Raw genomic sequence first — 26,349 nt, forward strand, 5'->3', positions numbered from 1 at the left:
CGGCAAAGGGTATCATGCTGGCATCCCGTTCCCAATCGGCGACTGCAAACGACATGGCCCGCAGCAAAAGCAGTGCAGTCTGGCTGCGCGAACATTTCAACGACGAGTATGTGAAAAAGGCCCAGGCTGACGGCCTGCGTTCGCGTGCCGTGTACAAGCTGGAGGAGCTGATCGAGCGTGATCGGCTGCTCAAGCCCGGTATCAATGTGGTGGACCTTGGCGCGGCCCCGGGCAGCTGGTCGCAGCTGGTGCGCAACCGGCTCGGCGACAGCGGCAAGGTCTTCGCGCTGGACATCCTGCCGATGCAGAGCATCGCCGGGGTCGATTTCCTGGAGGGTGACTTCCGTGAGGAAAGCGTGTTGCACGAGCTGGAATCGCGCCTGGAAGGCCTCAAGGTCGATCTTGTACTGTGCGATATGGCCCCCAATATGAGTGGTGTGGCACTGGCCGACCAGATCCGCGCGATGTCCCTGGCCGAGCTGGCGCTTGATTTCAGCCGGCAGTGGCTGAAACCGGGCGGTTCGTTCCTGATCAAGTTGTTTCAGGGTGTCGGCTTTGACGATTACTTGCGCAGCTTGCGCGCGGACTTCATCCGCGTGACGATGCGTAAACCTAAGGCCTCACGCGCGCGTTCGCGTGAGGTGTATGCGCTGGCAACGGGCCGCAAACCCGTTGCCGCGTCACCGGGCGAGAACCGTGCATGAATGAAACAGCGAAAAATGTGTTGCTCTGGGTGATCATCGCGGTGGTCCTGTTCACCGTGTTCCAGAACTTCAATCCGCGCAGCTCCGCCTCTTCGGACATGGCTTACAGCGCGTTCGTGCAAAGCGTGGACAACGGCAACGTGGCCAATGCCACGATCGGTGCCGACCAGCCCGCCACGATCAGCGGCAAGCTCAAGGATGGCAGCGCGTTCCGTACGGTTGCGCCGATCCTAGGCTTCTCCACCAACGAGGTGGTCAAGCAGATGCAGGACAAGGGCGTCGAGGTTCGTCAGGATCCCTCCGAGGGCTTCTCGCTGATCGGCCTGCTGGTGAGCTGGTTGCCGGTGTTGCTGATCGTCGGCGTGTTCATCTGGTTCATGCGCCAGATGCAGTCCGGCGGTGGTGGCCGTGGCGCGATGAGCTTCGGTCGTTCGCGCGCCAAGCTGCAGGGCGAGGATCAGATCAAGGTCAACTTCAGCGACGTCGCCGGTTGCGACGAGGCCAAGGAGGAGGTCGGCGAGCTGGTCGAGTTCCTGCGCGATCCGTCCAAGTTCCAGAAGCTGGGTGGCAAGATTCCGCGCGGCGTGCTGATGGTCGGCCCGCCGGGTACCGGCAAAACCCTGTTGGCCAAGGCGATTGCCGGCGAAGCCAAGGTGCCGTTCTTCGCGATTTCCGGCTCCGACTTCGTCGAAATGTTCGTGGGCGTGGGCGCAAGCCGCGTGCGCGACATGTTCGAGCAGGCCAAGAAGCACGCGCCGTGCATCATCTTCATCGACGAAATCGACGCCGTGGGTCGCCATCGTGGCGCCGGCCTGGGCGGCGGTCACGACGAGCGCGAGCAGACCCTCAACCAGTTGCTGGTCGAGATGGACGGCTTCGAAGGTACCGAGGGCATCATTGTGGTGGCGGCGACCAACCGACCCGACGTGCTGGATCCGGCCTTGCTGCGTCCGGGCCGCTTCGATCGCCAGGTCGTGGTAGGCCTGCCGGACGTGCGCGGTCGCGAGCAGATTCTCAAGGTGCACATGCGCAAGGTGCCGACGGCCAGCGATGTGAACGCGATGACGATTGCGCGCGGAACCCCCGGATTCTCCGGTGCCGACCTGGCCAACCTGGTCAACGAGGCGGCGCTGTTCGCGGCGCGCGAAAACGCGCGTGAGGTGCGGATGATGCATCTGGACAAGGCGCGCGACAAGATTCTGATGGGTACCGAACGCCGCTCGATGGCGATGAGCGAGGACGAGAAGAAGCTGACCGCCTATCACGAGGCCGGTCACGCCATCATCGGGCGCCTGGTGCCCGAGCATGACCCCGTCTACAAGGTCACCATCATCCCGCGCGGGCGCGCGCTGGGCGTCACCATGTATCTGCCCGAAGGCGACAAGTACAGCATCAATCGCGTGGCGATCCAGTCCCAACTGTGCTCGCTGTATGGCGGTCGTGTGGCCGAAGAGTTGATCTTCGGTGCGGACAAGGTCACCACCGGTGCCTCCAACGACATCGAGCGGGCTACCAAGATGGCGCGCAACATGGCGACCAAATGGGGTCTTTCCGACGAGCTGGGTCCGATCACCTATGGCGAGGATGAGGATGAAGTATTCCTCGGCCGCTCGGTGACCCAGCACAAGAGCATCTCCAACGAGACTGCCAGCAAGATCGATGGCGTGGTGCGCGGCATCCTGGATCGTGCTTACGCGCGCAGCACGGAATTGCTGACGGCCAACCTCGACAAGCTGCACGCGATGGCCGACGCCTTGCTGCAGTACGAGACGATCGACGCGCATCAGATCGACGACATCATGGCCGGGCGAGTACCCGGGCCGCCGGCGGACTGGTCCAAGACCGCGTCGACCGGCAGCACGCCACCGCCTCCGCCGCCGAAGGGTGACGCCGGGCCGGCGGTGGGCAAGGTCGGCGATCCCGCCCCGCAGAATCGCAACGGCTGGAGTGGCTGATCGTCGTTTGGACGGCTATTCGGCGAGACGCGAAAAGGGCGGTCATTGACCGCCCTTTTCGCGCATGGACACGATGCGATGAGTCGGGCGAAGAAATTTTGCGAAAAGGGTTGACGCAAGCGGCCGGAGTCTGAATAATTCCGCTTCTGGCTTCGCCGCCTTGCTTCCCAGACACAAGACCGGCGTGGCAAAGGTTTTACAGTGCGCCCGTAGCTCAGTTGGATAGAGTACCTGGCTACGAACTAGGTGGTCGGGAGTTCGAATCTCTCCGGGCGCACCATTTTTATTCAGTGAGACGGGATGCGTTTTTCCCGTCTTGTTTTCAACCGGAAGCTTGTAGGGTTCGGGTGAAAACGGCGACAGGGAATACCAAGGTGTGCTTCGATACGATTGACTGGGCGAGGCGTCACCCGTAACATTTCAAGGCTTCGGTGGCGACATTGCCGGGGATTCGAAAGCGGGGTATAGCTCAGTCTGGTAGAGCGTTGCGTTTGGGACGCAAAAGTCGGGGGTTCGAATCCCTCTGCCCCGACCAGCGACACGTTCTGCGATAGTGACTGCGCCTGTAGCTCAACCGGATAGAGCATCGGCCTTCTAAGCCGACGGTTGCAGGTTCGAGTCCTGTCTGGCGCACCAGTTGCAAGATTTATGGTGGGTGTAGCTCAGCTGGTTAGAGTCCCGGATTGTGATTCCGGTTGTCGTGGGTTCGAATCCCATCATCCACCCCAGTTCCAATCCGTCAGCGCGGATGCAATCAGTTCATGGGCCGTTAGCTCAGTTGGTAGAGCAGTTGACTCTTAATCAATTGGTCGAAGGTTCGAATCCTTCACGGCCCACCAATAAAACAGCCACCCAGGGAAATCCGGGTGGCTGTTCTCTTTTGAGCTTCCGCACGGGTTGCCCCTGCCTGCCATGGAGGCAAGGGACGAGGCGGACTTGGGCGGGTCCGCCGGTGATCTTCCCTTTCGAGTGATGCGCTGACTCGCGCTCAGATAGTCTTCGCCAACTCCTCGGCCAGTCCGGTATAGCTGCCGGGCGTCAGCTCCAGCAGGCGCTGCTTCGCCCCCGTCGGCAAATCCAGTCCGCCGATGAATTCGCGCATCGAGTCCTTGGTGATGCCATGGCCGCGGGTCAGTGCCTTGAGCTGTTCGTACGGCTCGGGCAGGCCGTAGCGGCGCATCACGGTCTGCACGGCTTCGGCCAGCACTTCCCAGCTGTTGTCGAGGTCGGCGGCGATGCGTTCGGCATTGACGTTGAGTTTGCCCAGGCCTTTCTTCAGCGATTCCAGGGCGACCAGGCTGTGGCCGAACGCGGTGCCCAGCGCGCGCAGCACCGTGGAGTCAGTGAGGTCGCGCTGCCAGCGGCTGATCGGCAACTTTTCCGCGAAATGCCCGAGCAGCGCGTTGGCCAGACCGAAGTTGCCTTCGGCGTTCTCGAAGTCGATCGGGTTGACCTTGTGCGGCATGGTCGAGGAACCGACTTCGCCGGCCTTCAGCGTCTGCTTGAAGTAGCCCAGCGAGATGTAGCCCCAGATGTCGCGGGCCAGGTCGATCAGGATGATGTTGGCGCGGCGCACGGCGTCGCAGTATTCGGCGACGCCGTCGTGTGGTTCGATCTGGGTGGTGTAGGCGTTGTAGCCGAGCCCGAGGCCTTCCACGAAGCGCTGCGAGAACGCGCGCCAGTCCACTTCCGGGTAGGTGATGGCGTGGGCGTTGTAGTTGCCGACGGCGCCATTGATCTTGCCGGAAATCTCCACTGCGGCGAGTTGCTGGCGCTGGCGTTGCAGGCGCGCCACCACGTTGGCGACTTCTTTTCCGAGGGTGCTGGGCGAGGCAGTCTGGCCGTGGGTGCGCGAGAGCAGCGGCAACGCAGCGTTGGCGTGTGCCAGTTCACGCAGTTGGGCAATCACCGCGTCGAACTGCGGCAGCAGCACCTGTTTGCGCGCGTCGCGCAGCATCAGTGCATAGGAAAGGTTGTTGATGTCCTCGCTGGTGCAGGCGAAGTGCACGAACTCCTTCGCCTGCGCCAGGCTGGCGTCGGCGCCGATCTTTTCCTTGATGAAGTACTCGACCGCCTTCACGTCGTGATTGGTGGTCGCCTCGATCGCCTTGATGCGCTCGCCATCGGCTTCGCTGAAGTTGTCCGCGATCGCTTTCAAGGTCGTGATCTGGTGGGCATGGAAGGCTGGGAGTTCGACGATCTTCGCTTCGGCGGCCAGCGCCAGCAGCCATTCGATCTCCACTTGCACGCGGCGATGCATCAGGCCGAACTCGCTGAAGATCGGGCGCAGCGACGCGACCTTGCTGGCGTAGCGGCCGTCCAGCGGCGACAGGGCGGTAAGGGAAGAGGGCATCGGGAAATTTCCGGCAGGGCAGGTAAACGCGCATTCTACAACGTGTGCAACGGGTGCCCGCCCCGTGCCGCGGCACGCCAGCCCTTGATCTGGCGCGAATCGCGCCTATCGTGGCTGGATATTCCTCCCCGACCCCAAGGAACTCGCATGACCACCTTCCGCATCGAACATGACAGCATGGGTGAGTTGAAAGTCCCCGTGGACGCGCTTTACGGAGCACAGACCCAGCGCGCCATCGACAATTTCCCGATCTCCGGCCTGCACCTGCCGCGCCAGTTCATCCGTGCGCTGGGCCTGATCAAGGCCGCGGCGGCCGAGGTCAACCTGGCGATGGGTCATCTGAAGAAGAACCAGGCCGCGGCGATCCGCAAGGCCTCGCTGGCAGTGGCGGAAGGGCAGTATGACGCGCAGTTCCCGATCGATATCTTCCAGACCGGCTCGGGCACCAGCACCAACATGAATGCGAATGAGGTGATCGCGCATCTGGCAGTGAAAGGCGGCACCAAGGTGCACCCGAACGATCACGTCAACTACGGGCAGAGTTCGAATGACGTGATTCCCACTGCGATCCATGTCAGCGCCACGCTCACCACCAGCGAACAGTTGTTGCCGGCGTTGAAGCACCTGAAAAAGACGATCGACAAGCGCGCACGCGAGTTGAAGAACACGGCCAAGACCGGCCGCACCCATCTGATGGACGCGATGCCGATCACCTTCGGCCAGGAGCTGTCGGGCTGGTCGGCGCAGGTCGGCTCGGCGATCGAACGGATCGAGGACGCGCTCAAGCGCATGTGCAGGCTGCCGCTTGGCGGTACCGCCGTCGGCACCGGCATCAATGCCGATCCGAAATTCGGGCCGGCCGTAGCGGCACAGCTGAAGAAGATCACCGGGGTGAAGTTCGAGTCGGCGGAAAATTATTTCGAGGGCATGGCGGCGCAGGATTCGGCGGTGGAGTTGTCCGGCGCGCTGAAGACGCTGGCGGTATCGCTGATGAAGATCGCCAACGACCTGCGCTGGATGAACTCGGGGCCGCTGGCAGGTCTGGGTGAAATCGAGCTGCCCGCCCTGCAACCGGGCTCGTCGATCATGCCGGGCAAGGTCAATCCGGTGATTCCCGAGGCCACCGCGATGGTCGCCGCGCAGGTGATCGGCAACGACGCCTCGATCACCATCGCCGGCCAGTCCGGCAACTTCCAGCTCAACGTGATGCTGCCGCTCATCGCGCACAACCTGCTGCAGTCGATCGGGATACTGTCCAACGTGTCCGTGCTGCTCGCCGACAAGGCGATCGCCGGCTTCAAGATCAACAAGGCACGGGTGAGCGAGGCGCTGGCGATGAACCCGATCCTGGTCACCGCGCTGAATCCGGTGATTGGTTACGAGAAGGGTGCGGCTACCGCCAAGCAGGCTTACAAGGAACATCGCCCGATCATGGACGTGGCGCTGGAGACCACCGGGTTGTCGAAGGACGAGCTGAAGAAGCTGCTCGATCCGATGGCGTTGACCAGGGGTGGCATTCACGGCGGGAGTGGTGGCTGAATTCGCTTCCTGCGAAGTGTGGTGCTGCACCCAAAGCCCTCTGCACCGTGCACAGGGCTTTGGGTGTCCGGATCAATCGGAGAACACGGCAGCGCCTTTCTTGCCGTCCTTGTCCTGCATGTCCTTGCCGCAATCATCGACGTCCTTCTGCTGCATGGTTGCGTAGGGCTTGAACTCGGGCATCGCCGCAGCAAGTTTTTGCTGCGTGGACAGCAGGTCGGGCATCCGCTCGCACAACTTGGCAGCCGCTGCCTGGATCTTGTCGGTTTGTGGCTTGATGGCTGCTTCGATGTCCTTGTCGCTCTTGCCGGTGAGTGCGCCCCATACCCCTTCCTTGGCGGCATTGAGGCCCAGGTCGGCACCTTGTGCGCCGATATCCATGCCGCTTTCGGCGATACCGACGATCTGCTTGCGGTAGTCCACCAGCAGGGCATGTTGCGCCGGCGTGGCTGCCACCTTGTTGCCTGCAATCAGCAAGTCGCCCTGCGGAGTGATCTCGGCTTTGGGACGTGAATCCTTGTCGTTGTGGTGGCTATCGTTGATGTGAACGCTGTTCACGTCGATGTTCTTGGTGGCCAGCTCCTGCTTCGCCTCCTGCATCGCCTTCCGGATTTCTCCGGAAATCATCGACGGGGAGGTTTTTTCGTCGGCGTCCTTGACTGCCTGTGCCGCGTCGCCGGCAACGCCTGGCTGGGAGTCGGCGTATCTGGACTGGCTGCAGGCGGCCAGTGGTAGCCACAGGATCAGTGCGAGCGTGCTGAAAGTGATGTGCTTCATGGGTGTTCTCCTTTATCTACAGAAGCGGTACGGATCGAATCGGGCATGGGGGGGAGGGGCCGCATGTCGGCCCGTCCTTCGCGAGACTCAGCTGTCGTCGCGCCAGCGGCGGAACCAGACGGCACCGGCGAGCAAGCCGAGGCCGACCACCACACCGATCCATAAGTCCGGCGACGCCAGCAGGTGATAGGTGTTCGCCAGGTCCATGAAGCCCATGTTCGGATAGCCGTCGACACTGCTGGAGGCAGCACCGCCGTGCGCATTGAATAGGCTACCGGTGCCGGGGAAGGCGCTGAACAGGCCACGCTGCACGATGTTTTTCCAGAACCAGGCCGTGGGCAGGTTGAACAGACCCATGATGCCGAACCAGCTGATGATCAGGCCGCTGGCCACCGGCAGTGCGACTGCCCACAGGAAGGGCTTGTTGCGGGCCCAGGCCGAGCAGAGCAGGAGCCAGCCGATCGAAGGCAGCGCCCACAGTACATACAGCGGGATGTAGCCGATCAGGTTGAACATCACCCGGAACGGATGCGCCAATACCAGCAGCTGCCAGACATTCACGCCGTGGAAGGACAGGGCTATCGCCAGGATCAGCAGTTGCAGCATGCCGACCACGATGCCCATGACCACCGCAATGATCGGTGCCAGTACGGTGGCGCTCAATACCTTGGACAGTACGGTGCTGGAGTCTGAAACCGGGAGCGACTTCCAGAACAGGATGCTGCGGTCCCGACGATCGTCGTAGAGCGCGCCCAGACAGTAGAAGAACACCACGAAGCCGAGTACCACGGACAGCAGGCCCATCGCCGAGTACATCGCCAGGTCCAGCGCGAAGCCCACCTTGCTCAGGTCACCGGCATCCATGTCGGCAATGACTCGCTGCAGACCGCCGCTGGCCCCGAAGTGGATGCCGTGACTGGCACCGAGGACTTCGGCGGTGATGATGCCCATGATGTTCAGCAGCAGGAAGATGCCGCCGGTGATGATCGGTGCCCAGAAGAAGCCGCCCCGGTGCTCCCAGAATTCGCGCTTCACCAGCCAGTACACATTGTTCCAAGTCTGGGTTTTCATGCGTAGGTTCCTTTCATGGTGGCGACGAACAGGTCGCTGATGGACGGCCGGCGGGTTTCTCCCAGCTGTTCCAGCACCGCGCGGTTCGCGCCGTCAAACAGAAAAATGCTCTTGCCGAAGACCTGACGTTCGTCCAGCGGCTTCAATGCGCGGGCCGCGTCGGCCTTGTCGGCATTCACCATGACTTCGATGTAGCGCTCGCCGACCGCGTCCATGTCGGCATCCAGCACGATCTTGCCGTCGCGGATGAACATCAGGTCGGTGAGGATGTGCTCGACTTCCTCCACCTGGTGCGTGGTGACGATGATCGTCTTGTTCTCGTCGAAGTAGTCTTCCAGCAGGTTCTGGTAGAACTGCTTGCGATAGAGAATGTCCAGGCCAAGCGTGGGCTCGTCAAGGATCAGCAGCCTGGCGTCGATCGCCATCACCAGCGCCAGATGCAATTGCACGATCATGCCCTTGGACATCTGCCGCACGCGCTGGTTGGACGTGAGCTTGGTGCGTGCCAGGAAGGCCTCGCACTTGGCGCGGTTGAAACGCGGGTGCACGTTGGCGACGAAGTCCACCGCCTGGCTCACCTTGATCCAGCGTGGCAGCACGGCCACGTCGGCGATGAAGCACACTTCGCCCATCAGCTTGTCGCGCTGCTTGCGCGGGTCGAAACCCAGCACGTTGAGCTCGCCACTGAAGTCGGTCAGGCCCAGGATCGCCTTCAGCGCGGTGGTCTTGCCGGCGCCGTTGGGGCCGATCAGGCCGACGATGCGACCGGGCTCGATCTGGAAGCTGACGTTGTCCAGCGCCAGCGCCGATTTGTATCGCTTGGTCAGGCCACTGGCCGTGATCACCGCACTCATGATTTTTGCTCCATGTCGGTACCGCCTTCGCGCTTGTCCGTGGCCGCTTCGCGCAGCAGCGTCTTGAGATCCAGTCCCAGCCGTTGCAGCCGTGCAAACAGCGTCGGCCATTCTTCGCGCAGGAACCGCTCCCGTTCCGATTTCAGCAGCGCCTCGCGAGCGCCTTCAATGACGAACATGCCCAAGCCCCTCCGTTTTTCAACCAGTTGTTCGTCGACCAGTTCCTGGTACGCCTTGGATACGGTCAGCGGATTGATCTGATAGTCCGCTGCCACCTGGCGTACCGACGGCAGCGGGTCGCCCTCGTTCAAGGCGCCGTCCAGGATCATCGCCACCACACGTTCGCGCAGTTGACGATAGATCGGGACGCTGTCGTTCCAGGTAATGGTCATGTCTTATTCCTTGCTGATGCGACCGAATTTGTTGCCGAACGAATAGTAGGGCATGACCAATTGCGACCCGAGCAGGCTGAACTGCTGTGTGTTGCCGGATCCGTCCAGGCGCCCCAGGGTCGGCACTGAGCCGATGGCGGCGGTGTCGTTATCGTTCAGCAGGGCGGCGCTGCGCATTTCGGCAGCACTTGGATGGACCTGGACCGGCGCCAGGTTGGTGATGCGGGCGGCGCCATGCTGGCTGGCTGCGGCAGGCTTGCTGTCAACGTTGTAATTGACGACGCTCAGGCTGGCGACGGTGAGCAGGATGGCGGCGGCGCTGGCGATCAGGTTGTGCGCTTTCATGACGGGCCTCCTTGGTGACCTCGTTTGGTGGTGTTGTAGTGAACTATAACACCGACTTTTACAGCGTCAAGAGGAAAGTTGCCCATTGGCAACATGACTGATGGCCTAGGCGGTTCGGCGGACGGATCGCGTCAAATGGCCCTGCGGGCCGGGACGCCAGCGCTGCCGGCAACCACCGGGCTGGCAGCAGCATGCTTGAATGTGCGCATCAATCCGGAGGTGGATGCGGAGCTTGAATTGGCGGGCAAGACCGTCGTTGTCACGGGCGCGAGCAAGGGCATCGGGTTGGCTTGCGCGATCGCCTTCGCGCGCGAAGGCGCCAGGGTGATCGGCGTATCCCGCGATCCGGCGAATCTGCGTGCCGCGCAGGAGCACCTGGCATCCCTGGGTCTGGCCATGAAGGTGCAGCCAGCGGACCTCAAGGACGCTGTCGCAGCGCATTCGGCAATGGAACGCACCGGCAACGATCACGGCCCGATCGACGTGCTGGTCAACTGCGCCGGTGCCGCCCGCCGCGCTGTGCCGGAGGAACTCGATGCGGCCGCCATCCTGTCGGCAATGCAGGCCAGGTACCTCAGCTACATGCACGCGATTGATCCGGTGATCCGCCGCATGGGCACGCGCGGTACGGGCAGCATCGTCAACGTGATCGGGCAGGGCGGCCGTCAGGCCAATCCGCAGCATATCGGTGGTGGTTCGGCAAACGCGGCCTTGATGCTGGCTGCGGTGGGCTATGCGAACGCATACGCCGGCAAGGGGGGCGGGTGAATGCGATCAACCCCGGCATCACCCGCACCAGTCGCGTCGACGAAGGCCTGGATGTCGCAGCGCGTACCAGCGGCAAATCGCGCGAGGCGGTGCTGGCCAGCCAGCTCGCTGGCATTCCGCTGGGACGCATGGCCGAGCCGGCGGAGATTGCCGACGTCGCGGTGTTTCTGGCGTCGGCGTGTGCCAGCTATGTCACTGGCGTGATCATCCCGATGGATGGCGGCAAGACCTCGGCTATCTGATCGCGCCCAGGAGAAGACCGGCAGATTGCCGGCCTGCTCGGCATGTTTTTCCGGCGATCACTCCCTGGCGGCGTAGACCTGTCTGCCACCCACCCAGGTCTGCAGCACCCGGGTATTCCAGAGCTTGCTGGAAGGATCTTTCATGACATCGTGGTCGACCAGGATGAAGTCGGCCCACTTGCCCGGCTCCAGCGTGCCCAGGGTCTTCTCGGCGTGCTCGGCATACGCTGCGTCGAGGGTGAATGCACGCAGCGCCTCGGTCAGCGTCAGGTCCTGCTGCGGATACCAGCCGCCCGGCGGCTTGCCCTGGTGATCCTCGCGGGTGACCGCCGAATACAGACCGTAGAACGGATTGGGCGACTCCACCGGAAAATCCGAGCCGCCGGCAATCACCGTGCCCTGCTTGAGGAAACGCTGCCAGGCATAGGCGCCCTTGATCCTGTCGTGGCCGATGCGGTGCTCGGCCATGTTCATGTCCGACGTGGCGTGGGTGGGCTGCATCGAGGCGATCAGCTGCAGGTTCACGAAACGGGGAATGTCCTGCAGCGAGACGATTTGCGCGTGCTCGACGCGGTTGCGCAGAGCCCTCGCGTCAGGGTGGGTCTTGTATGCCGCCGCGAAGCTGTCCAGCACTTCGCGGTTGGCGCGGTCACCGATCGCGTGGATGCCCACTTGATAGCCCTTGCCGAAGGCCTTTTCGATCTTCGCGGTCATCGTTGCCGGTGGAAGGAACAGCAGGCCACTGTTGCGCGGGTCATCGGAGTAGGGCTTGAGCATGGCCGCGCCACGGCTGCCCAGTGCGCCGTCGGCGAACAGCTTGACGGCACGCACGGTGAGGAAGTCGTTGCCGTAGCCGATCAGCGGGCCGTCCTTGCTGATCGCATCGAAATCGTCGCCCGTGTCGCGGATCATCGCGTAGATGCGCGCAGTCAACTTGTGCGCGTCGGCGTACTGGCGATACAGCTGGTAGCTTTCCAGATCGATGCCGGCATCGCTGACGCCGGTAAGGCCGACGCTGGCCATCTCGGCCAGCGCGGTGTCCAGCGCGGCCACCTTGTCCTGCGTGGTCAAGGCGGGAATCACGGCATTGACCAGGTCGCCGGCGCCATCGACGAAGACGCCATCCGGATTGCCGTTGGCGTCACGCTCGATGCGGCCGCCGCTGGGATCCTTGCTGGCCTTGGTGACGCCCGCCAGCTTGATTGCCGCCGAGTTCGCCCAGCCGGCGTGACCGTCGATGCGGCTCAGCCATACCGGCCGATCCGACACCACGGTGTCAAGTTCCCTGGCCGTCGGAAAGCGCCCCAGCTTCCAGATCTCCTGGTTCCAGCCGCCACCGCGGATCCATTTTGCCTCGGGGTGTGCGGCGGCATAGGCCTTCACTTTGGCCAGGGCTTCGTCCAGCGATGTCGTGCTGCTGAGGTCCACGCTGTTGCGCGCGTAGCCGAGTTCGAGCACATGGCCATGCGCATCGATCAGACCTGGCAACAGGGTTTGGCCGTGGCCATCGACGACCCTGGCGTTGCCCGCGCGTTGGCTCAGGTCAGCGCTGGTGCCGGTGGCGACCACCTTGCCCTGATCCACCAGCAGCGCCTGAAAATGTTGCAGCTTGCCGCTACCGTCCAGCGTGTAGCCGTTGACGTTGCTGACCAGCAGGTCGGCGGCCCGCGTGGCTGGCGACAGTGCCAGCAGGGCAAGCAGTGAGAGGCACAGCGAACGGTTCATGGATGGATTCCGGTGGCGGATGAACGAAGCTCCAGTGTGTCGCTCTGGCCAGGGTTTTTCCACCGCGTGCAGCGCTCGAGAATCCGGTTGACCCTCGACGTAAAGCGGATATATTCAGAACAATCTGGCAGAAAATTGATTATTCATGATCAATCGTCCCTGAAGGGAAACGACGATGACGGTATTGAGCGGCGCCTTGCAGGACCTCAACGATTTGTATTTCTTCGCGGCGGTGGTCGAGCACGCCGGGTTCTCCGCGGCCGGTCGCGCCCTGGGCGTACCGAAGTCACGTCTGAGCAAACGGGTGGCGCAACTGGAGGAGCGCCTTGGTGTACGCCTGCTGCAGCGGACCACCCGCCGCTTCGTGGTGACCGAAGTGGGCGAACGCTTCTACGGCCATTGCCGTGCCGTGCTGGAAGAGGCCCAGGCGGCACAGGACGCGGTGGACGAATTGCGTGCCGAACCGCGCGGCGTGGTGCGCCTGAGTTGCCCGGTGTCGCTGGCGCAGACGGTGCTGGCGCATCTGCTGCCGGACTTCCTGGCGCTATATCCGAAAATGCAGGTGCGACTGTTGTCCAGCGATCGCCGGGTGGACGTGATCGGCGAGGGCTACGATCTGGCGATTCGCGTGCGCAACAAGCTGGATACCGATGCAAATCTGGTGGTCAGGGGCTTCGGCCATTCGCGCACCAAGCTGGTGGCCAGTCCGACACTGCTGAATGTCCATGGGCGACCGGCCCTGCCTGACGAACTGGCAAAGCTGCCTGCCTTGTCGATGCGTGAGCACGAAGGTGCGCAGACGTGGGAACTGATCGATGCGGATGGCATCCAGGTCAACGTGGAAGTGCAGGCGCGCCTGATCACCGGCGACTTCGCCGTGCTGCTGGAAGCCGCCCGCCGTGGCATGGGCGTGGCGTTGCTGCCGGAGTTCGTCTGCGCACCGGCGATCACCGCCGGCGACCTTGAAGTGGTGCTGCCGGAGTGGAGCGTGCCCGAAGGCACCATGCACTTCGTCTATCCCAGCCGGCGCGGGATGCTGCCCGGCGTGCGGGCGCTGGTCGATTTCCTGGCCGAACGGCTGCCGGCTACCACCTTGCTGAAGCACGAGCAGTGCAAGCAGCGTCCACTGGAAGCACTGCCGGGGTACTGATGCGCGCCACCGCGTCGATGCGCTACGCTCGACCTTTTTGGACATCCATACGGCCAAATGACAATGATCGAAACCAAGCTCCCGAAAGTCGGCACTACCATTTTCAGCGTGATGAGCCAGCTCGCGCTGGAGTACAAGGCGGTCAACCTGGGCCAGGGCTTCCCCGATTTCGAGCCGCCGCAGGAGCTGCGCGACGCACTCAACCGCGCCATGAACGAAGGCCGCAACCAGTACGCGCCGATGCACGGCACGGCCGCATTGCGCGAGCAGATCGCTCTGAAGACCGAGCGACTGTATGGCCGCAAACTCAATGTGGACACCGACATCACGGTGACTTCGGGCGCCACCGAGGCGATCTTCGCGGCGATCGCCGCGACGGTGCGCGCCGGTGAGGAAGTGATCGTGTTCGATCCGGCCTACGATTGTTACGAACCAGCCATCGACCTGCAGGGCGCGCGCGCGGTGCATATTCCGCTGACCGTGCCGGCGTTCTCGATCGACTGGCAACGTGTACGCGACGCGGTGACGCCGAAGACGCGGATGATCATGATCAACAGCCCGCACAATCCGTCCGGTGCGGTGTTGTCAGCTGCCGATCTGGAAGCGTTGGCGGCGATCGTGCGCGACACCCGGATCCTGGTGTTGTCGGACGAGGTGTACGAGCACATCGTCTATGAAGGTGCCCACGAAAGCGTGCTGCGTCATCCGGAACTGGCCGAACGCAGCATCGTGATCTCCTCCTTCGGCAAGACTTACCACTGCACCGGCTGGAAGGTCGGTTATGCGGTGGCGCCGGCCGCACTGTCGGCCGAGTTCCGCAAGGTGCACCAATACCTCACGTTCTGCACTTTCCATCCGGCGCAGGTTGCGTTCGCCGAGTTCATGGCCAGTACGCCGCGGCATTATCTGGACCTGCCGGCGTTCTACCGGGCCAAGCGCGATCGTTTCCGCGCGCTGCTGGCGCCATCGCGCTTCAAGCTGCTCGACGTGCCGGGCGGGTACTTCCAGCTGGTCGATTATTCGGCGATACGCGATGAGGACGACCTGGCCTTCAGCCGTTGGCTGGTCGAGCAGGGCGGCGTGGCCGCAATTCCGCTGACGCCGTTCTATGAGCGCGCGCCGGGAACCCGCCTGCTGCGGCTGTGCTTCGCCAAGAGCGACGCCACCATGGAGGCGGCGGCGGAACGGCTGTGCCGGCTATGAACATGCAGGCACTGAAAGTGTCGCTGATCCAGGGCGCCACCCGCTGGCATGACGCGCCGGCCAATCGCGACTACTACGCTGCCCTGGTGCGCCAGGCAAAGGGTAGCGATCTGATCGTGCTGCCGGAGACCTTCCTGTCGGGTTTCAGCAACGATACGCGCGCCAGTGCCGACACGATGCAAGGCGAAGGCGTGGCGTGGTTGCGGGCGCTGGCGGTCGAAGTGGGCGCGGTGCTCTGCGGCAGCCTGGCCATCCGCGAGAACGAGGTGGTCTACAACCGCCTGTTGTGGGTGAGGCCCGATGGCGGGTTTGCGCAATACGACAAGCGCCATCTGTTCCGCATGGCAGGCGAACACACGCGTTACGGCGGCGGCACCGAGCGGCTGATCGTGGAACTGAAGGGCTGGCGCATCTTGCCGCAGGTCTGTTACGACTTGCGTTTTCCGGTGTGGCTGCGCAACCGTCGGCTGGCTGCCGCCGCAGGCGGCATGGACTATGACTTGGCGGTGTTCGTGGCCAACTGGCCGGCGCCGCGTCGACAACCCTGGCGTACCCTGCTGCGCGCCCGCGCGATCGAGAATCTCAGCTACGTGGTCGGGGTGAATCGGGTGGGCGTGGATGGCAACGAGATTCCCTATGCAGGCGACAGCGCGGCAATCGACCCGCTGGGCGAGCCGTTGCTGGAACTGGGGGCGCAGGAACAGGTAGTGACGGTTACCCTGGATCCGGCGACGTTGCTTGCGCATCGCGAACGGTTTCCGGCATGGATGGATGCCGACGCGTTCGTGCTCGATCCCGCTTGAGTGCGACGGTGTCTGGCGGTCGCTCGACCGTCGTTCGGAGGAAAACAAAGAGGCCGCCCCAGGGCGGCTTCTTGTTTTCGAGTCGTCGCCATCGGACTCAGAGTATGGCCAGCACGGCCTCGGGTGGACGGCCAAGGGCGGCCTTGCCGTTGGCGACCACGATCGGGCGCTCGATCAGTTTCGGATGCGCCACCATCGCGGCGATCAGCGCCGGGTCATCGAGCAATGGATTGTCCAGGCCGAGCGTCCGGTAGTCGTCCTCGCCCTGTCGCAGCAGCTGACGTGCATGCATGCCCAACTGCTTCAGCAAGGTCGCCAGCTCGGCCGCCGTCGGCGGCGTGTCGAGATAGTTGACCACCTCGATGTCGCTGCCGCGTTCCTGCAGCAGAACCAACGTGGCGCGTGACTTCGAGCAGCGGTTGTTGTGGTAGATCCGCACCATGCTTCAGAGGTCCTGTATTGCCTAGCTCAACGATTGCCCGAACGGTTGCCGCCGCGACCCGGCGGGCGTCCACCGGCCGGGCCGCCGGGGCGTGCGCCGCCATGCGGACGGTTGCCGCCCTGGCCCTGCGGCCGAGCGGAACCCTGCGGACGATTGCCGCCTTGTCCCTGCGGGCGTGCCTGGTTGCCATGCGAACGATTGCCCTGCGCCTGGCCCTGACCCTGGCCCTGCGGGCGCGGACCACGATTGCCCGGCGCGCGATTGCCGGCCGTGCTGTTGCCGCGTGATTCACCAGCAAACCCGCTGTACGGGTTGCCCGCAGCACGACCTTCGCCACCGCTACGCGCAGCAAAGGGTTTGCCACCGGCCGGGCGACGATTGCCGGCAGCGCCGCCAACGGCATTGCCGCGCGGTGCACCGGGACGACCGCTGCCATCGCGGCTTTCGCCAGCGAACCAGGTGCGTACCGACGGCAGTTCCTGCCCCGGCGCCACGCGTCGGCTCTTGCCACCGCGAGCACCGGCCGCACCGGCGCCGCGCTCGGGGCGCGCCACGTTGCCGTTCACTTCCTTGCCGTCGCGACGCGGCGGCTTGCGACCGCGGGTCGGTTCCTCCCGGATGCGGTCATAAGCGCGTATTTCGCGCGCCTCGTCCTGACCGCCAGTCCAGGCCGTGCCGGCACCGCGTTCGGGACGGTATTCGGTGACGCTGCGGTTGGCACGACGCTGATGCAGCACCGGGCTGAGTGTCAGCACGGGTTGGGCCGCGCCCAGCCCGGTGGCCTGGCGCAACAGCTTGACGCTTTCGGCGTCGAGCGCTTCGCACTCGCCGCGGCGCAGGTTGCGCGGCAATTCGATCTTGCCGTAGCGGATGCGCTTCAGGCGGCTGACCAGGAAACCCTGCGAGTCCCACAGGCGGCGCACCTCGCGGTTGCGGCCTTCGCGGATCACCACGCGGAACCAGCTATGGCTGCCGCCGCGGCTGATCACCGCGATCTCGTCGAAGCGTGCAGGGCCGTCTTCCAGCTCCACGCCGGCTTTCAGCCGTTCGATGAGCTCGTCGGGGACTTCGCCGTGCACGCGGCACAGGTACTCGCGTTCGAGGCCACTTTTCGGGTGCATCAGACCGTTGGCCAGTTCGCCGTCGGTGGTCAGCAGCAGCAGGCCGGTGGTGTTGATGTCGAGTCGACCCACGGCGACCCAGCGCGCGCCCTTCAGGCGCGGCAGCTGTTCGAACACGGTGGGCCGACCCTCGGGATCGTCGCGGGTGGTCAGCACGCCCTCGGGCTTGTGGTAGATCAGCACCTCGGTGTCGTCGCGGCTGTCGGTGGCGACGACGAACTGCTTGCCGTCCATCACCACCCGATCGCCGGATTTCACGCTCATGCCGATTTCGGCGGGGGCGCCATTGAGTTCGACTTCGCCGGCCTGGATGCGCTGCTCGAGCATGCGGCGCGAGCCGAGCCCGGCATTGGCCAGCACTTTGTGCAGGCGCTCTTCCAGCACGGGGCAGTCGGTGTCGATGCGCGGTTCGCGCTTCAGGGATAGAACGGATTTCTGTGGCGCAGTCATGCGCGGTACTCCTCGGGATCTTGCTCGGCGGCGTCGGATTCGACGTCCGCGGCGGGGTTCGCTGCCTCGTCGGCAGTGGCAGTCGGGTGATCGGCGGATGGGCTCGTGTCGGAGCCGGGTTCGTCGTACTCGGGTGAAGCGGCTGACGCGTCGGCGTCGGCCGTGGTGTGGTCAGCATCTGCGGCGTCCGCGGATGCGTGGTGTTCGGTGTCATCGTGGTCCGCTTCGTGCTCCCGCTCGGCCGCAGCGTCCGCTTCCGGGTCGATCGACAGGTCGCGCACGATGCGCGCGGGCAGGGGCTCGGCCTCGAAGCGCATTTGCGGGTCTTCCATGTCGCGGATTTCCGACAACGGCGGCAGCTGGTCCAGCGATTTCAGGTTGAAGTAGTCGAGGAAGCTGCGGGTGGTGCCGAACAGCGCCGGCTTGCCCGGCACGTCGCGGTAACCGACCACGCGAATCCACTCGCGTTCTTCCATCGTCTTGATGATGTTGGAAGACACCACCACGCCGCGGATCTGCTCGATCTCGGGGCGGGTGATCGGCTGGCGATAGGCGATCAGCGCCAGCGTTTCCAGCAACGCACGCGAATAGCGGCTGGGGCGTTCGGTCCACATCCGCGAGATCCACGGGTGCACCTCCTGGCGCACCTGGTAGCGGAAGCCCGACGCGACTTCCTTCAGCTCGACACCGCGCCCCGCGCATTCTTCCGCCAGCGCTTCGAGCGCCTTGGCGATCTGCTCGCGGTTGACCTCGTCGGTGTCGACGAACAGGTCGCCCAGCTGCAGCACAGTCATCGGCTGGGTGGAGGCCAGCAGGGCGGCCTCGATGATGGATTTGAGTTGCTCGATCTGCATAACCTTGGGTCGGATGCCGTTTCGGTCGCTGTCGTTCAGAGGGTGTCGTTCATTCGCCGGAAGCTTCGATCACTGCCGGTTCGCCATCTTGTTCCTGATCCAGCGGCAGCTCGGGGATTTCCATGGCATGACCGGTCTTCGCTTTCACGTAGATCGCTGCCAGCGGTTCCTCCTGGATGATCTCCACCAGCATTTCCTTGGCCAGCTCGAGCATCGCCAGAAAGGTGACGACGATGCCCGGGCGTCCCTCGCTGACGTCGAACAGGCTCTCGAAGCGATGAAAGCTGCTGTCGTCGAGCCGGCTCAGCAATTCACCCATGCGCTGGCGCACGCTGAGCGCCTCGCGCTTGATCGCGTGATGCCCGAACAGTTCGGCCCGGTGCATCACGTCCTTCAGTGCCAGCAGCAGTTCGGTCAACTCCAGCGGCGGCGGCAACTTGATGACGTTGCGCTCACCCACCTCGGCATGGACCACCACGCTGTCGCGTTCCAGCCGCGGCATCGCCTCGATGTCCTCGGCGGCGCGCTTGAACCGTTCGTACTCCTGCAATCGCCGTACCAGTTCGGCGCGGGGATCCTCTTCCAGTCCTTCCTCGGCGGGTGGTCGTGGCAGCAGCAGCCGCGACTTGATCTCGGCCAGGATCGCGGCCATCAGCAGATATTCGGCGGCCAGCTCCAGCCGCATCACATCGCGCATCAGTTCGATGTAGCTCATGTATTGCCGGGTGATCTCGGCAACCGGAATGTCCAGGATGTCGAGGTTCTGCCGGCGGATCAGATACAGCAGCAGGTCCAGCGGTCCCTCGAACGACTCCAGGATGACTTCGAGCGCATCCGGCGGGATGTACAGATCCTGCGGCATCTGCAACATCGGCTCGCCACGCACGATCGCCAACGGCATTTCCTGCTGTTGCGGAACCGACGCGAAGGCGTCCTGCGTTGCAGGTACCGGGCTCTGCGGCTCGACGACGGGCTCAGTGCTCATCAATGCATGTCATGGGGCCGCCTTCGGCGGCTGGCAGTGCGTTCATCAGGATCGGAGTCATTCATTTGCCGGTGCGGCATGCGGATGTCCGTACTCGGAACACGGCGGTGAGGCGATATTCCCCGGGGTGCTGCGTTCGTCAAAAATCATACAAGGCGAGGCGTGGCGTACGCGCTCGTAACGACGGCATGATGAAGCCACTCGCTTGTGGTTCGGTCAGGCAGGTCGCCAGCGACCGTACACGCCAACTGCGGGTTGTCAGCCACGTCAGGGGCGCCAAGCCAACAACGGCGGGAATGAAATCGCGCCTGTTCGCTGGTCGGTTCGAGAGCAATCGCATGGTAACCAGAAGTCGCCGCTGTTGCTCGGCAAGCTGTTTCCGATGGTGCCACGCGTGCTGCAAGGGTAATGGCTGGTCAGCTTCAAGTCCAGCGCTGTCTGGCATGCGTCGGTCTGGCGCTGAAAAGTCCGTCTGGGCGATGGCAACTTTCGCAGCGGGATGGTGCGCAGGCACAATAGGCGGATGGCGCCGGGAAAGCGATGCACGCGGGCAGGCCAGGGGCGCCATCATGTGACCAAGAGCGTCGACTTGCGGCCGGCTTGCGTCAGGGCGAGGCGTCGTCTGCTGCAGGTTGTGCGGCCAGCTGGCTGCCTTGGTCGGCATGCCATGTTCCCGGAGCACCCGGTAGCGGGAGATGGGTGTCCGCTTTTGTCGGGTTCGACTCGCTGAAGGTGCCCCGTTCGCCGCTGCGAGGCATGTAGGTGTTGGACTGGCACGGTGGTTGCTTTGATACAGCCCGACAGGCGCAATCCGTTGTGGCATGGTTGCCTCGTCCATGCAGGAAGCGAGACGACGATTTCCAGGATGAAGGTGAAGCAGCGTCTTTGCCGAGAACAAGAGCAGACGCAAGCACAAACGGATGGTGGACTGATGGCGACCGACAAGAACGGACAGGATGGCGCGGCACCGGAGCAATTGCGTCCGGCGCGCATGCAGATCGAAACGACGGTGTTGATGAGCCGTCACGGCGAGTCGCACCCCACCGAGCTGGTGGACATCTCGGCAACCGGCGCCTTGTTGCGCCGCCCGCTCGGATGGTCGGGCGAGGTTGGGCAGAGTTGGGTGCTCGACATGATCTTCGGTCACAACCTGCATATCCATCTCGAGGCGTCGGTCGCGCGGATTTCCGATCATCACATCGGCTTTTCCTACAGCCGCATTCCGGAGGACAAGCAGGTGCCGCTGTGGAATCTGCTGGGTGGCTACGCCGACATCCTCGAGTACTGGAAAGACGGCTGAATCGATCCGCACGCACGGGGCCTCGCGCTCAAACGAAAAACGCCCGCATGGATCATGCGGGCGTTTCCCTTTGTGGCTGTTGGTGGCCGGGCTCAGGCCGCGGGCTTCTTCTCGTCGCGCAGCTCGCGGCGAAGGATCTTGCCCACGTTGCTCTTCGGCAATTCAGTGCGAAACTCGATCTGTCGCGGCCGCTTGTAGCCGGTGAGGCGATCGTGGCAGAACTGCTTCAGCGCCTCCTCGGTGAGTTGCGGGTCCTTGCGCACCACGAACAGCTTCACCACTTCGCCCGAATGTTCATCGGCCACACCGACGGCGGCAACCTCCAGTACGCCGGGATGCTCCATCACCACGTCTTCCACCTCGTTCGGATACACGTTGAAGCCGGACACCAGAATCATGTCCTTCTTGCGGTCGACAATGTAGAAGTAGCCGTGCTCGTCCATCTTCGCGATGTCGCCGGTATGCAGCCAGCCGTCCGCGCCGAGGACCTTGGCCGTTTCGTCAGGACGCTGCCAGTAGCCCTTCATCACTTGCGGACCGTGCACCATCAGTTCACCGACTTCGCCGGTGGGCAACGGCTGGCCTTCATCCGACCAGATGGCGACGTCGGTCGACGGCACCGGCAGGCCGATCGAGCCGTTGTACTCCTTCAGGTCCAGCGGATTGATGCACACCGCCGGTGAGGTCTCGGTCAGGCCGTAAGCTTCGGCCAGCGTGCAACCGGTGGTCTTCTTCCAGCGTTCGGCCACCGCGCGCTGTACCGCCATGCCGCCGCCGAGGGTGAGGTGCAGCTTGGAGAAATCCAGTTCGGCGAAGCCCGGCGTGTTGAGCAGGCCGTTGAACAGCGTGTTGACGCCGGTCAGCGCGGTGAAGCCGGATTTCTTCAGCTCCTTGACGAAGCCGGGCATGTCGCGGGGGTTGGTGATCAGCCAGTTGAGGCCACCCAGGCGCATGAAGACCAGGCCGTTCGCGGTCAGCGAGAAGATGTGATACAGCGGCAGCGCGGTAATGATCACTTCCCGGCCGGGCTTGGCGTTGGCACCGATCCATTCGCTGGCCTGCAGCATGTTCGCGATCATGTTGCCATGGCTGAGCATGGCGCCCTTGGCCACGCCGGTGGTGCCACCGGTGTATTGCAGGAACGCGATGTCGTCATGCGTCAGGGTCACCGCTGGCAGCGGGTGCGCCGCGCCGCGCGCCAGTGCATCGCGGAAACGCATGGCCTGGGGCAGATGGTAAGCGGGTACCATCTTCTTGACGTGCTTCAGCACGAAGTTGATCAGCGCGCCCTTGGGGAAGCCGAGCAGGTCGCCGATGCCGGTGGTGATGACGTGCATCACCCCGGTTTGCGCCACCACCTGCTGCAAGGTGCCGGCGAAATTGTCGAGCACCACGATCGCCTTCGCGCCGGAGTCTTCCAGCTGATGCTTCAACTCGCGCGCGGTGTACATCGGATTGGTGTTGACCACGATCAGGCCGGCGCGCAGTGCGCCGAACAGCGCGATCGGATACTGCAGGACATTCGGCATCATGATGGCGATGCGATCGCCCTGGCCAAGCTTGAGTTCGCCGGTGAGATAACCGGCGAACTGGCGACTCATCTCGTCGATCTGGCCATAGCTGAGCTGGCGGCCGAAGCTGGAGAACGCCGGGCGATCGCGGAAGGCGGCGAAGGCCTCTTCCAGCACCGCGGGGACCGAAGCATATTGACTGACGTCGATCTGTTCGGACACGCCAGCCGGATACTGCTCCAGCCACGGACGCTCATTGCTCATGCTTGGAATTCCCTGTTTGTCGAAGACGATGGACCCGATGATGGAATCAGGATGTGGTTTGCATCCATCATGGATCATGCGTCAGCTGATTTGAGCATACGCCCGCGTACAGCGGCAAGCCGCACTGCAGCGAGTAACCTCGATGATGTCCATGCGAAAAGCGATTTGCCGACTGCTTGCCTGTGCGGTCATCGTGCTGACCCTGTCGGCTTGCCGGCAGAGCTCCGACGAGGCACAGGTGAGGGCGGCGATCGATGCTGCCGCACAAGCGGCCCAGGCCGGATCGGCCAGTGATCTTGGCGTGCCGATCAGCGAGGATTTCGACGGCAATGCCGGCGAACTGGATCGGCGCAGCCTGACCGCGATGGTCCGTTTGTTGTCGCTGCGCGGCGAACATGTCGGCGTGACCATGGGACCGGTTTCGATCGAGCATCGCGGCGAGCGGATGGTAGCCAACTTCACCGTGACGTTGACCCGCGGCAGTGGCCGTTTGCTGCCCGATCAGCTGGGCGTCTATCAGGTCGAATCGGCGTGGCGCGACGAAGACGGCAGGTGGCGTTGCTACACGGCGAAATGGGAGCATGTGATGTAGCTGCCGCTTGCGGGCGATGTTCTTTCAAATCCCGAATCCCGAACCCCGCGCGAAGGCATCGCTCGCCAGCGGCTTCGGGCAAGAAAAGCGCCCCGGAAGTCGGGGCGTTTTTCTACTTCAGGTTACGCTGAAACTCAGGCAGCCTTCTTGCCGGCCAGCTGACGCAACACGTATTGCAGGATGCCGCCGTGACGGAAGAACTCGCGTTCCTTCGGAGTGAGCAGCATCACGTGCACGGTGAACTGCTTCTTGCTGCCATCGGCGGCGGTGGCGGTGACGGTGGCCTCCTTCGAATTGCCGCCGTCGAGGCCGGTGATGTCGAAGGTTTCGTTGCCGGTCAGGCCGAGCGATTTCGCATTCTCGCCATCCTTGAAGGTGCACGGCAGCACGCCCATGCCGACCAGGTTGGAGCGGTGGATGCGCTCGAAGCTCTCGGTGATCACCGCCTTGACGCCCAGCAGCAAGGTGCCCTTGGCTGCCCAGTCACGCGAGGAGCCGGTGCCGTATTCCTTGCCGGCGATGACTACCAGCGGAGTGCCCGCTTCCTTGTACTTGATCGCTGCGTCGTAGATTGCCAGCTGTTCGCCGCTGGGGACGTGGCGGGTGAAGCCGCCCTCCACGCCATCCAGCATCTGGTTCTTGATGCGGATGTTGGCGAAGGTACCGCGCACCATCACGTCGTCGTTGCCGCGACGGGAGCCGTAGGAGTTGAAGTCGACCGGCTGCACGCCGCGCGAAATCAGGAAACGACCGGCCGGCGAATCCTTCTTGATCGAACCGGCCGGCGAGATGTGGTCGGTGGTGATCGAGTCGCCGAACAGGCCCAGGCAGCGTGCGGCGTGGATGTCTTCGACGGTGCCGACATCCATCGTCATGCCGTCGAAGTAGGGCGGGTTCTTGATGTAGGTCGAGGCTTCGTCCCACGCGTACAGCGCACCGTCCGGCGAGGCGATCGCGTTCCAGCGCTCATCGCCCTTGAACACGTCGGCGTAGTTCTTCCTGAACATGTCCGAGGTGACCGCGCTGGCCATCAGGTCGCTGATCTCCTGATTGCTCGGCCAGACGTCCTTGAGGAACACGTCCTTGCCGTCCGCACCCTGGCCCAGCGGCTCGGTGGTGAGGTCGATGTCGAGCGAGCCGGCGAGGGCATAAGCGACCACCAGCGGCGGCGAGGCCAGGTAGTTCATCTTCACTTCGGCGTGCACCCGACCTTCGAAGTTGCGGTTGCCGGAAATCACCGCGCCCACGCTGAGGTCGCCGGCGCTGATCGCCTGGCTGATCTCCTGCGGCAACGGACCGGAGTTGCCGATGCAGGTGGTGCAGCCGTAGCCGACCAGATAGAAGCCGGTTTTCTCCAGCTCGGTCAGCAGGCCGGTCTTTTCCAGATAGTCGGTGACGACCTTGGAGCCCGGTGCCAGCGAGGTCTTTACCCACGGCTTGGCCTTCAGGCCGCGCGCGGCCGCCTTCTTGGCGACCAGGCCGGCGGCCAGCATCACCGCGGGGTTGGAGGTGTTGGTGCATGAGGTGATCGCGGCGATGACCACCGAGCCGTCACCGACGCGGAAATCCTGGCCGTTCATCGACACATGCTGGCCCGGTGCATTCTGGCTCTGGTCGTGACCCACCGCAGTGTCGCCGCCTTCATTGGCGAAGCGCGCTTCGGCACCGTTGCGCTTGCTGGTGGTGGCACCAAGATTGTCGTTGTAGTTCTGCTTGACGTCGGTCAGCAGCACGCGATCCTGCGGGCGCTTCGGGCCGGCCATCGATGGCTTGACCTCGGCCAGGTCCAGTTCCAGCGTGGTGGTGAACTCGGCGTGCGCGCTGTTCTCGTCGTGCCACAGGCCCTGGGCCTTGGCATACGCTTCGACCAGCGCGACCTGGTCGTCGCTGCGGCCGGACAGGCGCAGGTACTTCAGCGACTCGGCGTCGACCGGGAAGATGCCGCAGGTGGCACCATATTCCGGCGCCATGTTGCCGATGGTGGCACGGTCAGCCAGCGCCAGATGCTGCAGGCCCGGGCCGAAGAATTCAACGAACTTGCCAACCACGCCCTGCTTGCGCAGCATCTGCGTCACGGTCAGCACCAGGTCGGTGGCAGTAGCGCCTTCCGGCAGTCGGCCGATCAGCTTGAAGCCGACCACCTGCGGAATCAGCATGGACGACGGCTGGCCCAGCATCGCGGCTTCGGCTTCGATGCCGCCCACGCCCCAGCCCAACACGCCCAGGCCGTTGACCATGGTGGTGTGCGAGTCGGTACCGAACACGGTATCCGGGTAGGCCCACTGCTGGCCGTCCACTTCGTTGGCCATCACCACGCGGGCCAGATGCTCCAGATTCACCTGGTGCACGATGCCGGTACGCGGCGGCACCACCTTGAAGTCGGCCAGCGCTTTCTGGCCCCAGCGCAGGAAGCTGTAGCGCGCCTGGTTGCGCTCGAATTCGATCGCGACGTTCTTTTCCAGCGCGTCTTCGCTGCCGAACACGTCGACCTGCACCGAGTGGTCGATGACCAGTTCGGCCGGCGACAGCGGGTTGATCAGGGTCGGGTCACCGCCCAGTGCCTTCATCGCGTCGCGCATCGCGGCCAGGTCGACCACGCACGGCACGCCGGTGAAGTCCTGCAGCAGCACGCGTGCCGGCATGAAGGAGATTTCGGTATCCGGTTCCTTCTTCGCGTCCCAGTTGGCGACCGCTTCGATTTCCTTCGAAGTCACGTCCACGCCATCTTCGTGGCGCAGCAGGTTTTCCAGCAGGATCTTCATCGAGAACGGCAGCCGCTTCAGGTCGAAGCGCTGGCCCAGCTTGGCCAGGCTGGCAAAGGCGTATTGCTTGCCATTGACCTCGAGGGTGTCGCGTGCGGAAAAGGTGTCTTTCATGGGGACGAGCTCCTGGCTGAATCCTGCGGCTGGGACGACTGGACGAAGACGCCGGACGGCGTGCGGGGTCCAC

At 63.7% G+C, this 26,349-nt stretch carries 21 protein-coding genes, 5 tRNA genes and 1 pseudogene; 14 read left to right on the forward strand and 13 right to left on the reverse strand.

Annotated elements, in window-relative coordinates:
- The first annotated feature begins 53 nt into the window (after positions 1-53).
- The 7 genes from rlmE to ACQGNJ_RS13950 all read left to right on the forward strand — a co-directional run bounded on the left by rlmE (position 54) and on the right by ACQGNJ_RS13950 (position 3,498).
- Complete coding sequence (gene rlmE, locus ACQGNJ_RS13920; protein WP_426689848.1) at positions 54-704, forward strand: 23S rRNA (uridine(2552)-2'-O)-methyltransferase RlmE; 651 nt, start codon at positions 54-56, stop codon at positions 702-704.
- Positions 701-2,659 (forward strand): ATP-dependent zinc metalloprotease FtsH, encoded by a 1,959-nt coding sequence (gene ftsH, locus ACQGNJ_RS13925; RefSeq protein WP_426689849.1) that lies wholly within the window; start codon positions 701-703, stop codon positions 2,657-2,659. The genes rlmE and ftsH overlap by 4 nt, the downstream gene beginning before the upstream one ends.
- 203 nt (positions 2,660-2,862) lie before the next feature.
- Positions 2,863-2,939 (forward strand) — tRNA-Arg (locus ACQGNJ_RS13930).
- Positions 2,940-3,117: 178 nt separating this feature from the next.
- Positions 3,118-3,194 (forward strand) — tRNA-Pro (locus ACQGNJ_RS13935).
- 24 nt (positions 3,195-3,218) lie between these two features.
- A tRNA-Arg gene (locus tag ACQGNJ_RS13940) sits at positions 3,219-3,295 on the forward strand.
- Positions 3,296-3,310: 15 nt separating this feature from the next.
- Positions 3,311-3,387 (forward strand) — tRNA-His (locus tag ACQGNJ_RS13945).
- Between the two features lie 35 nt (positions 3,388-3,422).
- Positions 3,423-3,498 (forward strand) — tRNA-Lys (locus ACQGNJ_RS13950).
- A gap of 149 nt (positions 3,499-3,647) precedes the next feature.
- On the opposite strand, the gene purB is transcribed toward ACQGNJ_RS13950, so the two are convergent.
- Positions 3,648-5,012, reverse strand: a complete 1,365-nt coding sequence (gene purB / locus ACQGNJ_RS13955; protein WP_426689850.1) for an adenylosuccinate lyase — start codon at positions 5,010-5,012, stop codon at positions 3,648-3,650.
- A 147-nt stretch (positions 5,013-5,159) separates the two neighbouring features.
- Between purB and ACQGNJ_RS13960 the strand changes: the two genes are divergently transcribed.
- Positions 5,160-6,551 (forward strand): class II fumarate hydratase, encoded by a 1,392-nt coding sequence (locus tag ACQGNJ_RS13960; RefSeq protein WP_426689851.1) that lies wholly within the window; start codon positions 5,160-5,162, stop codon positions 6,549-6,551.
- A 72-nt stretch (positions 6,552-6,623) separates the two neighbouring features.
- Here ACQGNJ_RS13960 and ACQGNJ_RS13965 read toward each other — a convergent pair whose 3' ends face one another.
- From ACQGNJ_RS13965 to ACQGNJ_RS13985, 5 genes are all read right to left on the reverse strand, one after another.
- Positions 6,624-7,328: a YggN family protein gene (locus ACQGNJ_RS13965; RefSeq protein WP_426689852.1), complete on the reverse strand. Its 705-nt coding sequence runs from the start codon at positions 7,326-7,328 to the stop codon at positions 6,624-6,626.
- An 87-nt stretch (positions 7,329-7,415) separates the two neighbouring features.
- Positions 7,416-8,399 carry a hypothetical protein gene (locus ACQGNJ_RS13970; protein ID WP_426689853.1) on the reverse strand — a complete coding sequence of 328 codons (984 nt, stop codon included), beginning with the start codon at positions 8,397-8,399 and terminating at the stop codon, positions 7,416-7,418.
- The gene (locus tag ACQGNJ_RS13975; RefSeq protein WP_426689854.1) at positions 8,396-9,253 is read right to left on the reverse strand and encodes an ABC transporter ATP-binding protein; all 858 of its coding nucleotides are present in this window, start codon (positions 9,251-9,253) and stop codon (positions 8,396-8,398) included. The genes ACQGNJ_RS13970 and ACQGNJ_RS13975 overlap by 4 nt, the downstream gene beginning before the upstream one ends.
- Positions 9,250-9,645 carry a GntR family transcriptional regulator gene (locus tag ACQGNJ_RS13980; RefSeq protein WP_426689855.1) on the reverse strand — a complete coding sequence of 132 codons (396 nt, stop codon included), beginning with the start codon at positions 9,643-9,645 and terminating at the stop codon, positions 9,250-9,252. Before ACQGNJ_RS13980 ends, ACQGNJ_RS13975 begins: the two co-directional genes overlap by 4 nt.
- A 3-nt stretch (positions 9,646-9,648) precedes the next feature.
- Positions 9,649-9,990 (reverse strand): hypothetical protein, encoded by a 342-nt coding sequence (locus ACQGNJ_RS13985; RefSeq protein WP_426689856.1) that lies wholly within the window; start codon positions 9,988-9,990, stop codon positions 9,649-9,651.
- Between the two features lie 135 nt (positions 9,991-10,125).
- Between ACQGNJ_RS13985 and ACQGNJ_RS13990 the strand changes: the two are divergent.
- A pseudogene (locus ACQGNJ_RS13990) lies at positions 10,126-11,000 on the forward strand (SDR family NAD(P)-dependent oxidoreductase).
- A 57-nt stretch (positions 11,001-11,057) separates the two neighbouring features.
- Here the strand turns inward: ACQGNJ_RS13990 and ACQGNJ_RS13995 are convergent.
- Complete coding sequence (locus ACQGNJ_RS13995; protein WP_426689857.1) at positions 11,058-12,725, reverse strand: amidohydrolase; 1,668 nt, start codon at positions 12,723-12,725, stop codon at positions 11,058-11,060.
- Positions 12,726-12,900: 175 nt separating this feature from the next.
- On the opposite strand from ACQGNJ_RS13995, the gene ACQGNJ_RS14000 reads away from it, so the two are divergent.
- The 3 genes from ACQGNJ_RS14000 to ACQGNJ_RS14010 all read left to right on the forward strand — a co-directional run bounded on the left by ACQGNJ_RS14000 (position 12,901) and on the right by ACQGNJ_RS14010 (position 15,881).
- Positions 12,901-13,875: a LysR substrate-binding domain-containing protein gene (locus ACQGNJ_RS14000; RefSeq protein ID WP_426689858.1), complete on the forward strand. Its 975-nt coding sequence runs from the start codon at positions 12,901-12,903 to the stop codon at positions 13,873-13,875.
- A 63-nt stretch (positions 13,876-13,938) separates the two neighbouring features.
- Complete coding sequence (locus tag ACQGNJ_RS14005; RefSeq protein WP_426690061.1) at positions 13,939-15,078, forward strand: pyridoxal phosphate-dependent aminotransferase; 1,140 nt, start codon at positions 13,939-13,941, stop codon at positions 15,076-15,078.
- Between the two features lie 2 nt (positions 15,079-15,080).
- Entirely contained in the window at positions 15,081-15,881 is an 801-nt protein-coding gene (locus ACQGNJ_RS14010) for an amidohydrolase (protein WP_426689859.1), read from the forward strand.
- 97 nt (positions 15,882-15,978) lie between these two features.
- Here ACQGNJ_RS14010 and arsC read toward each other — a convergent pair whose 3' ends face one another.
- The 4 genes from arsC to ACQGNJ_RS14030 are packed head-to-tail and all read right to left on the reverse strand — an operon-like array spanning position 15,979 to position 19,733.
- Entirely contained in the window at positions 15,979-16,323 is a 345-nt protein-coding gene (gene arsC, locus ACQGNJ_RS14015; RefSeq protein WP_426689860.1) for an arsenate reductase (glutaredoxin), read from the reverse strand.
- A 26-nt stretch (positions 16,324-16,349) separates the two neighbouring features.
- Positions 16,350-17,894 (reverse strand): pseudouridine synthase, encoded by a 1,545-nt coding sequence (locus ACQGNJ_RS14020; protein ID WP_426689861.1) that lies wholly within the window; start codon positions 17,892-17,894, stop codon positions 16,350-16,352.
- Complete coding sequence (gene scpB / locus ACQGNJ_RS14025) at positions 17,891-18,748, reverse strand: SMC-Scp complex subunit ScpB (protein ID WP_426689862.1); 858 nt, start codon at positions 18,746-18,748, stop codon at positions 17,891-17,893. The genes ACQGNJ_RS14020 and scpB overlap by 4 nt, the downstream gene beginning before the upstream one ends.
- A 49-nt stretch (positions 18,749-18,797) precedes the next feature.
- Positions 18,798-19,733, reverse strand: coding sequence for a segregation and condensation protein A (locus ACQGNJ_RS14030; protein ID WP_426689863.1), 936 nt, complete (start codon positions 19,731-19,733; stop codon positions 18,798-18,800).
- Between the two features lie 931 nt (positions 19,734-20,664).
- On the opposite strand from ACQGNJ_RS14030, the gene ACQGNJ_RS14035 reads away from it, so the two are divergent.
- Complete coding sequence (locus tag ACQGNJ_RS14035; RefSeq protein ID WP_426690062.1) at positions 20,665-21,033, forward strand: PilZ domain-containing protein; 369 nt, start codon at positions 20,665-20,667, stop codon at positions 21,031-21,033.
- 92 nt (positions 21,034-21,125) lie between these two features.
- On the opposite strand, the gene ACQGNJ_RS14040 is transcribed toward ACQGNJ_RS14035, so the two are convergent.
- Entirely contained in the window at positions 21,126-22,808 is a 1,683-nt protein-coding gene (locus ACQGNJ_RS14040; protein WP_426689864.1) for a long-chain-fatty-acid--CoA ligase, read from the reverse strand.
- A gap of 151 nt (positions 22,809-22,959) precedes the next feature.
- Between ACQGNJ_RS14040 and ACQGNJ_RS14045 the strand changes: the two genes are divergently transcribed.
- Positions 22,960-23,400 carry a hypothetical protein gene (locus ACQGNJ_RS14045; protein ID WP_426689865.1) on the forward strand — a complete coding sequence of 147 codons (441 nt, stop codon included), beginning with the start codon at positions 22,960-22,962 and terminating at the stop codon, positions 23,398-23,400.
- A 134-nt stretch (positions 23,401-23,534) separates the two neighbouring features.
- On the opposite strand, the gene acnA is transcribed toward ACQGNJ_RS14045, so the two are convergent.
- Positions 23,535-26,276, reverse strand: coding sequence for an aconitate hydratase AcnA (acnA, locus tag ACQGNJ_RS14050; RefSeq protein WP_426689866.1), 2,742 nt, complete (start codon positions 26,274-26,276; stop codon positions 23,535-23,537).
- Positions 26,277-26,349 lie beyond the last annotated feature (73 nt).

This window comes from Rhodanobacter ginsengiterrae, assembly GCF_050026815.1.
Taxonomy (GTDB): Bacteria; Pseudomonadota; Gammaproteobacteria; order Xanthomonadales; family Rhodanobacteraceae; genus Rhodanobacter; species Rhodanobacter ginsengiterrae.

What these genes read in the sequence shown, in the direction of transcription:
- ACQGNJ_RS13965 (WP_426689852.1), bottom strand. Translation starts at nt 7,328, where the DNA reads ATGAAGCACATCACTTTCAGCACGCTCGCACTGATCCTGTGGCTACCA.
- ACQGNJ_RS13975 (WP_426689854.1), bottom strand. Translation starts at nt 9,253, where the DNA reads ATGAGTGCGGTGATCACGGCCAGTGGCCTGACCAAGCGATACAAATCG.
- rlmE (WP_426689848.1), top strand. Translation starts at nt 54, where the DNA reads ATGGCCCGCAGCAAAAGCAGTGCAGTCTGGCTGCGCGAACATTTCAAC.
- acnA (WP_426689866.1), bottom strand. Translation starts at nt 26,276, where the DNA reads ATGAAAGACACCTTTTCCGCACGCGACACCCTCGAGGTCAATGGCAAG.
- ACQGNJ_RS14040 (WP_426689864.1), bottom strand. Translation starts at nt 22,808, where the DNA reads ATGAGCAATGAGCGTCCGTGGCTGGAGCAGTATCCGGCTGGCGTGTCC.
- scpB (WP_426689862.1), bottom strand. Translation starts at nt 18,748, where the DNA reads ATGCAGATCGAGCAACTCAAATCCATCATCGAGGCCGCCCTGCTGGCC.
- ACQGNJ_RS13960 (WP_426689851.1), top strand. Translation starts at nt 5,160, where the DNA reads ATGACCACCTTCCGCATCGAACATGACAGCATGGGTGAGTTGAAAGTC.
- ACQGNJ_RS14005 (WP_426690061.1), top strand. Translation starts at nt 13,939, where the DNA reads ATGATCGAAACCAAGCTCCCGAAAGTCGGCACTACCATTTTCAGCGTG.
- ACQGNJ_RS13985 (WP_426689856.1), bottom strand. Translation starts at nt 9,990, where the DNA reads ATGAAAGCGCACAACCTGATCGCCAGCGCCGCCGCCATCCTGCTCACC.
- ACQGNJ_RS14020 (WP_426689861.1), bottom strand. Translation starts at nt 17,894, where the DNA reads ATGACTGCGCCACAGAAATCCGTTCTATCCCTGAAGCGCGAACCGCGC.
- ACQGNJ_RS13970 (WP_426689853.1), bottom strand. Translation starts at nt 8,399, where the DNA reads ATGAAAACCCAGACTTGGAACAATGTGTACTGGCTGGTGAAGCGCGAA.
- ACQGNJ_RS13980 (WP_426689855.1), bottom strand. Translation starts at nt 9,645, where the DNA reads ATGACCATTACCTGGAACGACAGCGTCCCGATCTATCGTCAACTGCGC.
- ACQGNJ_RS14045 (WP_426689865.1), top strand. Translation starts at nt 22,960, where the DNA reads ATGCGAAAAGCGATTTGCCGACTGCTTGCCTGTGCGGTCATCGTGCTG.
- ACQGNJ_RS14000 (WP_426689858.1), top strand. Translation starts at nt 12,901, where the DNA reads ATGACGGTATTGAGCGGCGCCTTGCAGGACCTCAACGATTTGTATTTC.
- arsC (WP_426689860.1), bottom strand. Translation starts at nt 16,323, where the DNA reads ATGGTGCGGATCTACCACAACAACCGCTGCTCGAAGTCACGCGCCACG.
- purB (WP_426689850.1), bottom strand. Translation starts at nt 5,012, where the DNA reads ATGCCCTCTTCCCTTACCGCCCTGTCGCCGCTGGACGGCCGCTACGCC.
- ACQGNJ_RS14010 (WP_426689859.1), top strand. Translation starts at nt 15,081, where the DNA reads ATGCAGGCACTGAAAGTGTCGCTGATCCAGGGCGCCACCCGCTGGCAT.
- ACQGNJ_RS13995 (WP_426689857.1), bottom strand. Translation starts at nt 12,725, where the DNA reads ATGAACCGTTCGCTGTGCCTCTCACTGCTTGCCCTGCTGGCACTGTCG.
- ACQGNJ_RS14035 (WP_426690062.1), top strand. Translation starts at nt 20,665, where the DNA reads ATGGCGACCGACAAGAACGGACAGGATGGCGCGGCACCGGAGCAATTG.
- ACQGNJ_RS14030 (WP_426689863.1), bottom strand. Translation starts at nt 19,733, where the DNA reads ATGAGCACTGAGCCCGTCGTCGAGCCGCAGAGCCCGGTACCTGCAACG.
- ftsH (WP_426689849.1), top strand. Translation starts at nt 701, where the DNA reads ATGAATGAAACAGCGAAAAATGTGTTGCTCTGGGTGATCATCGCGGTG.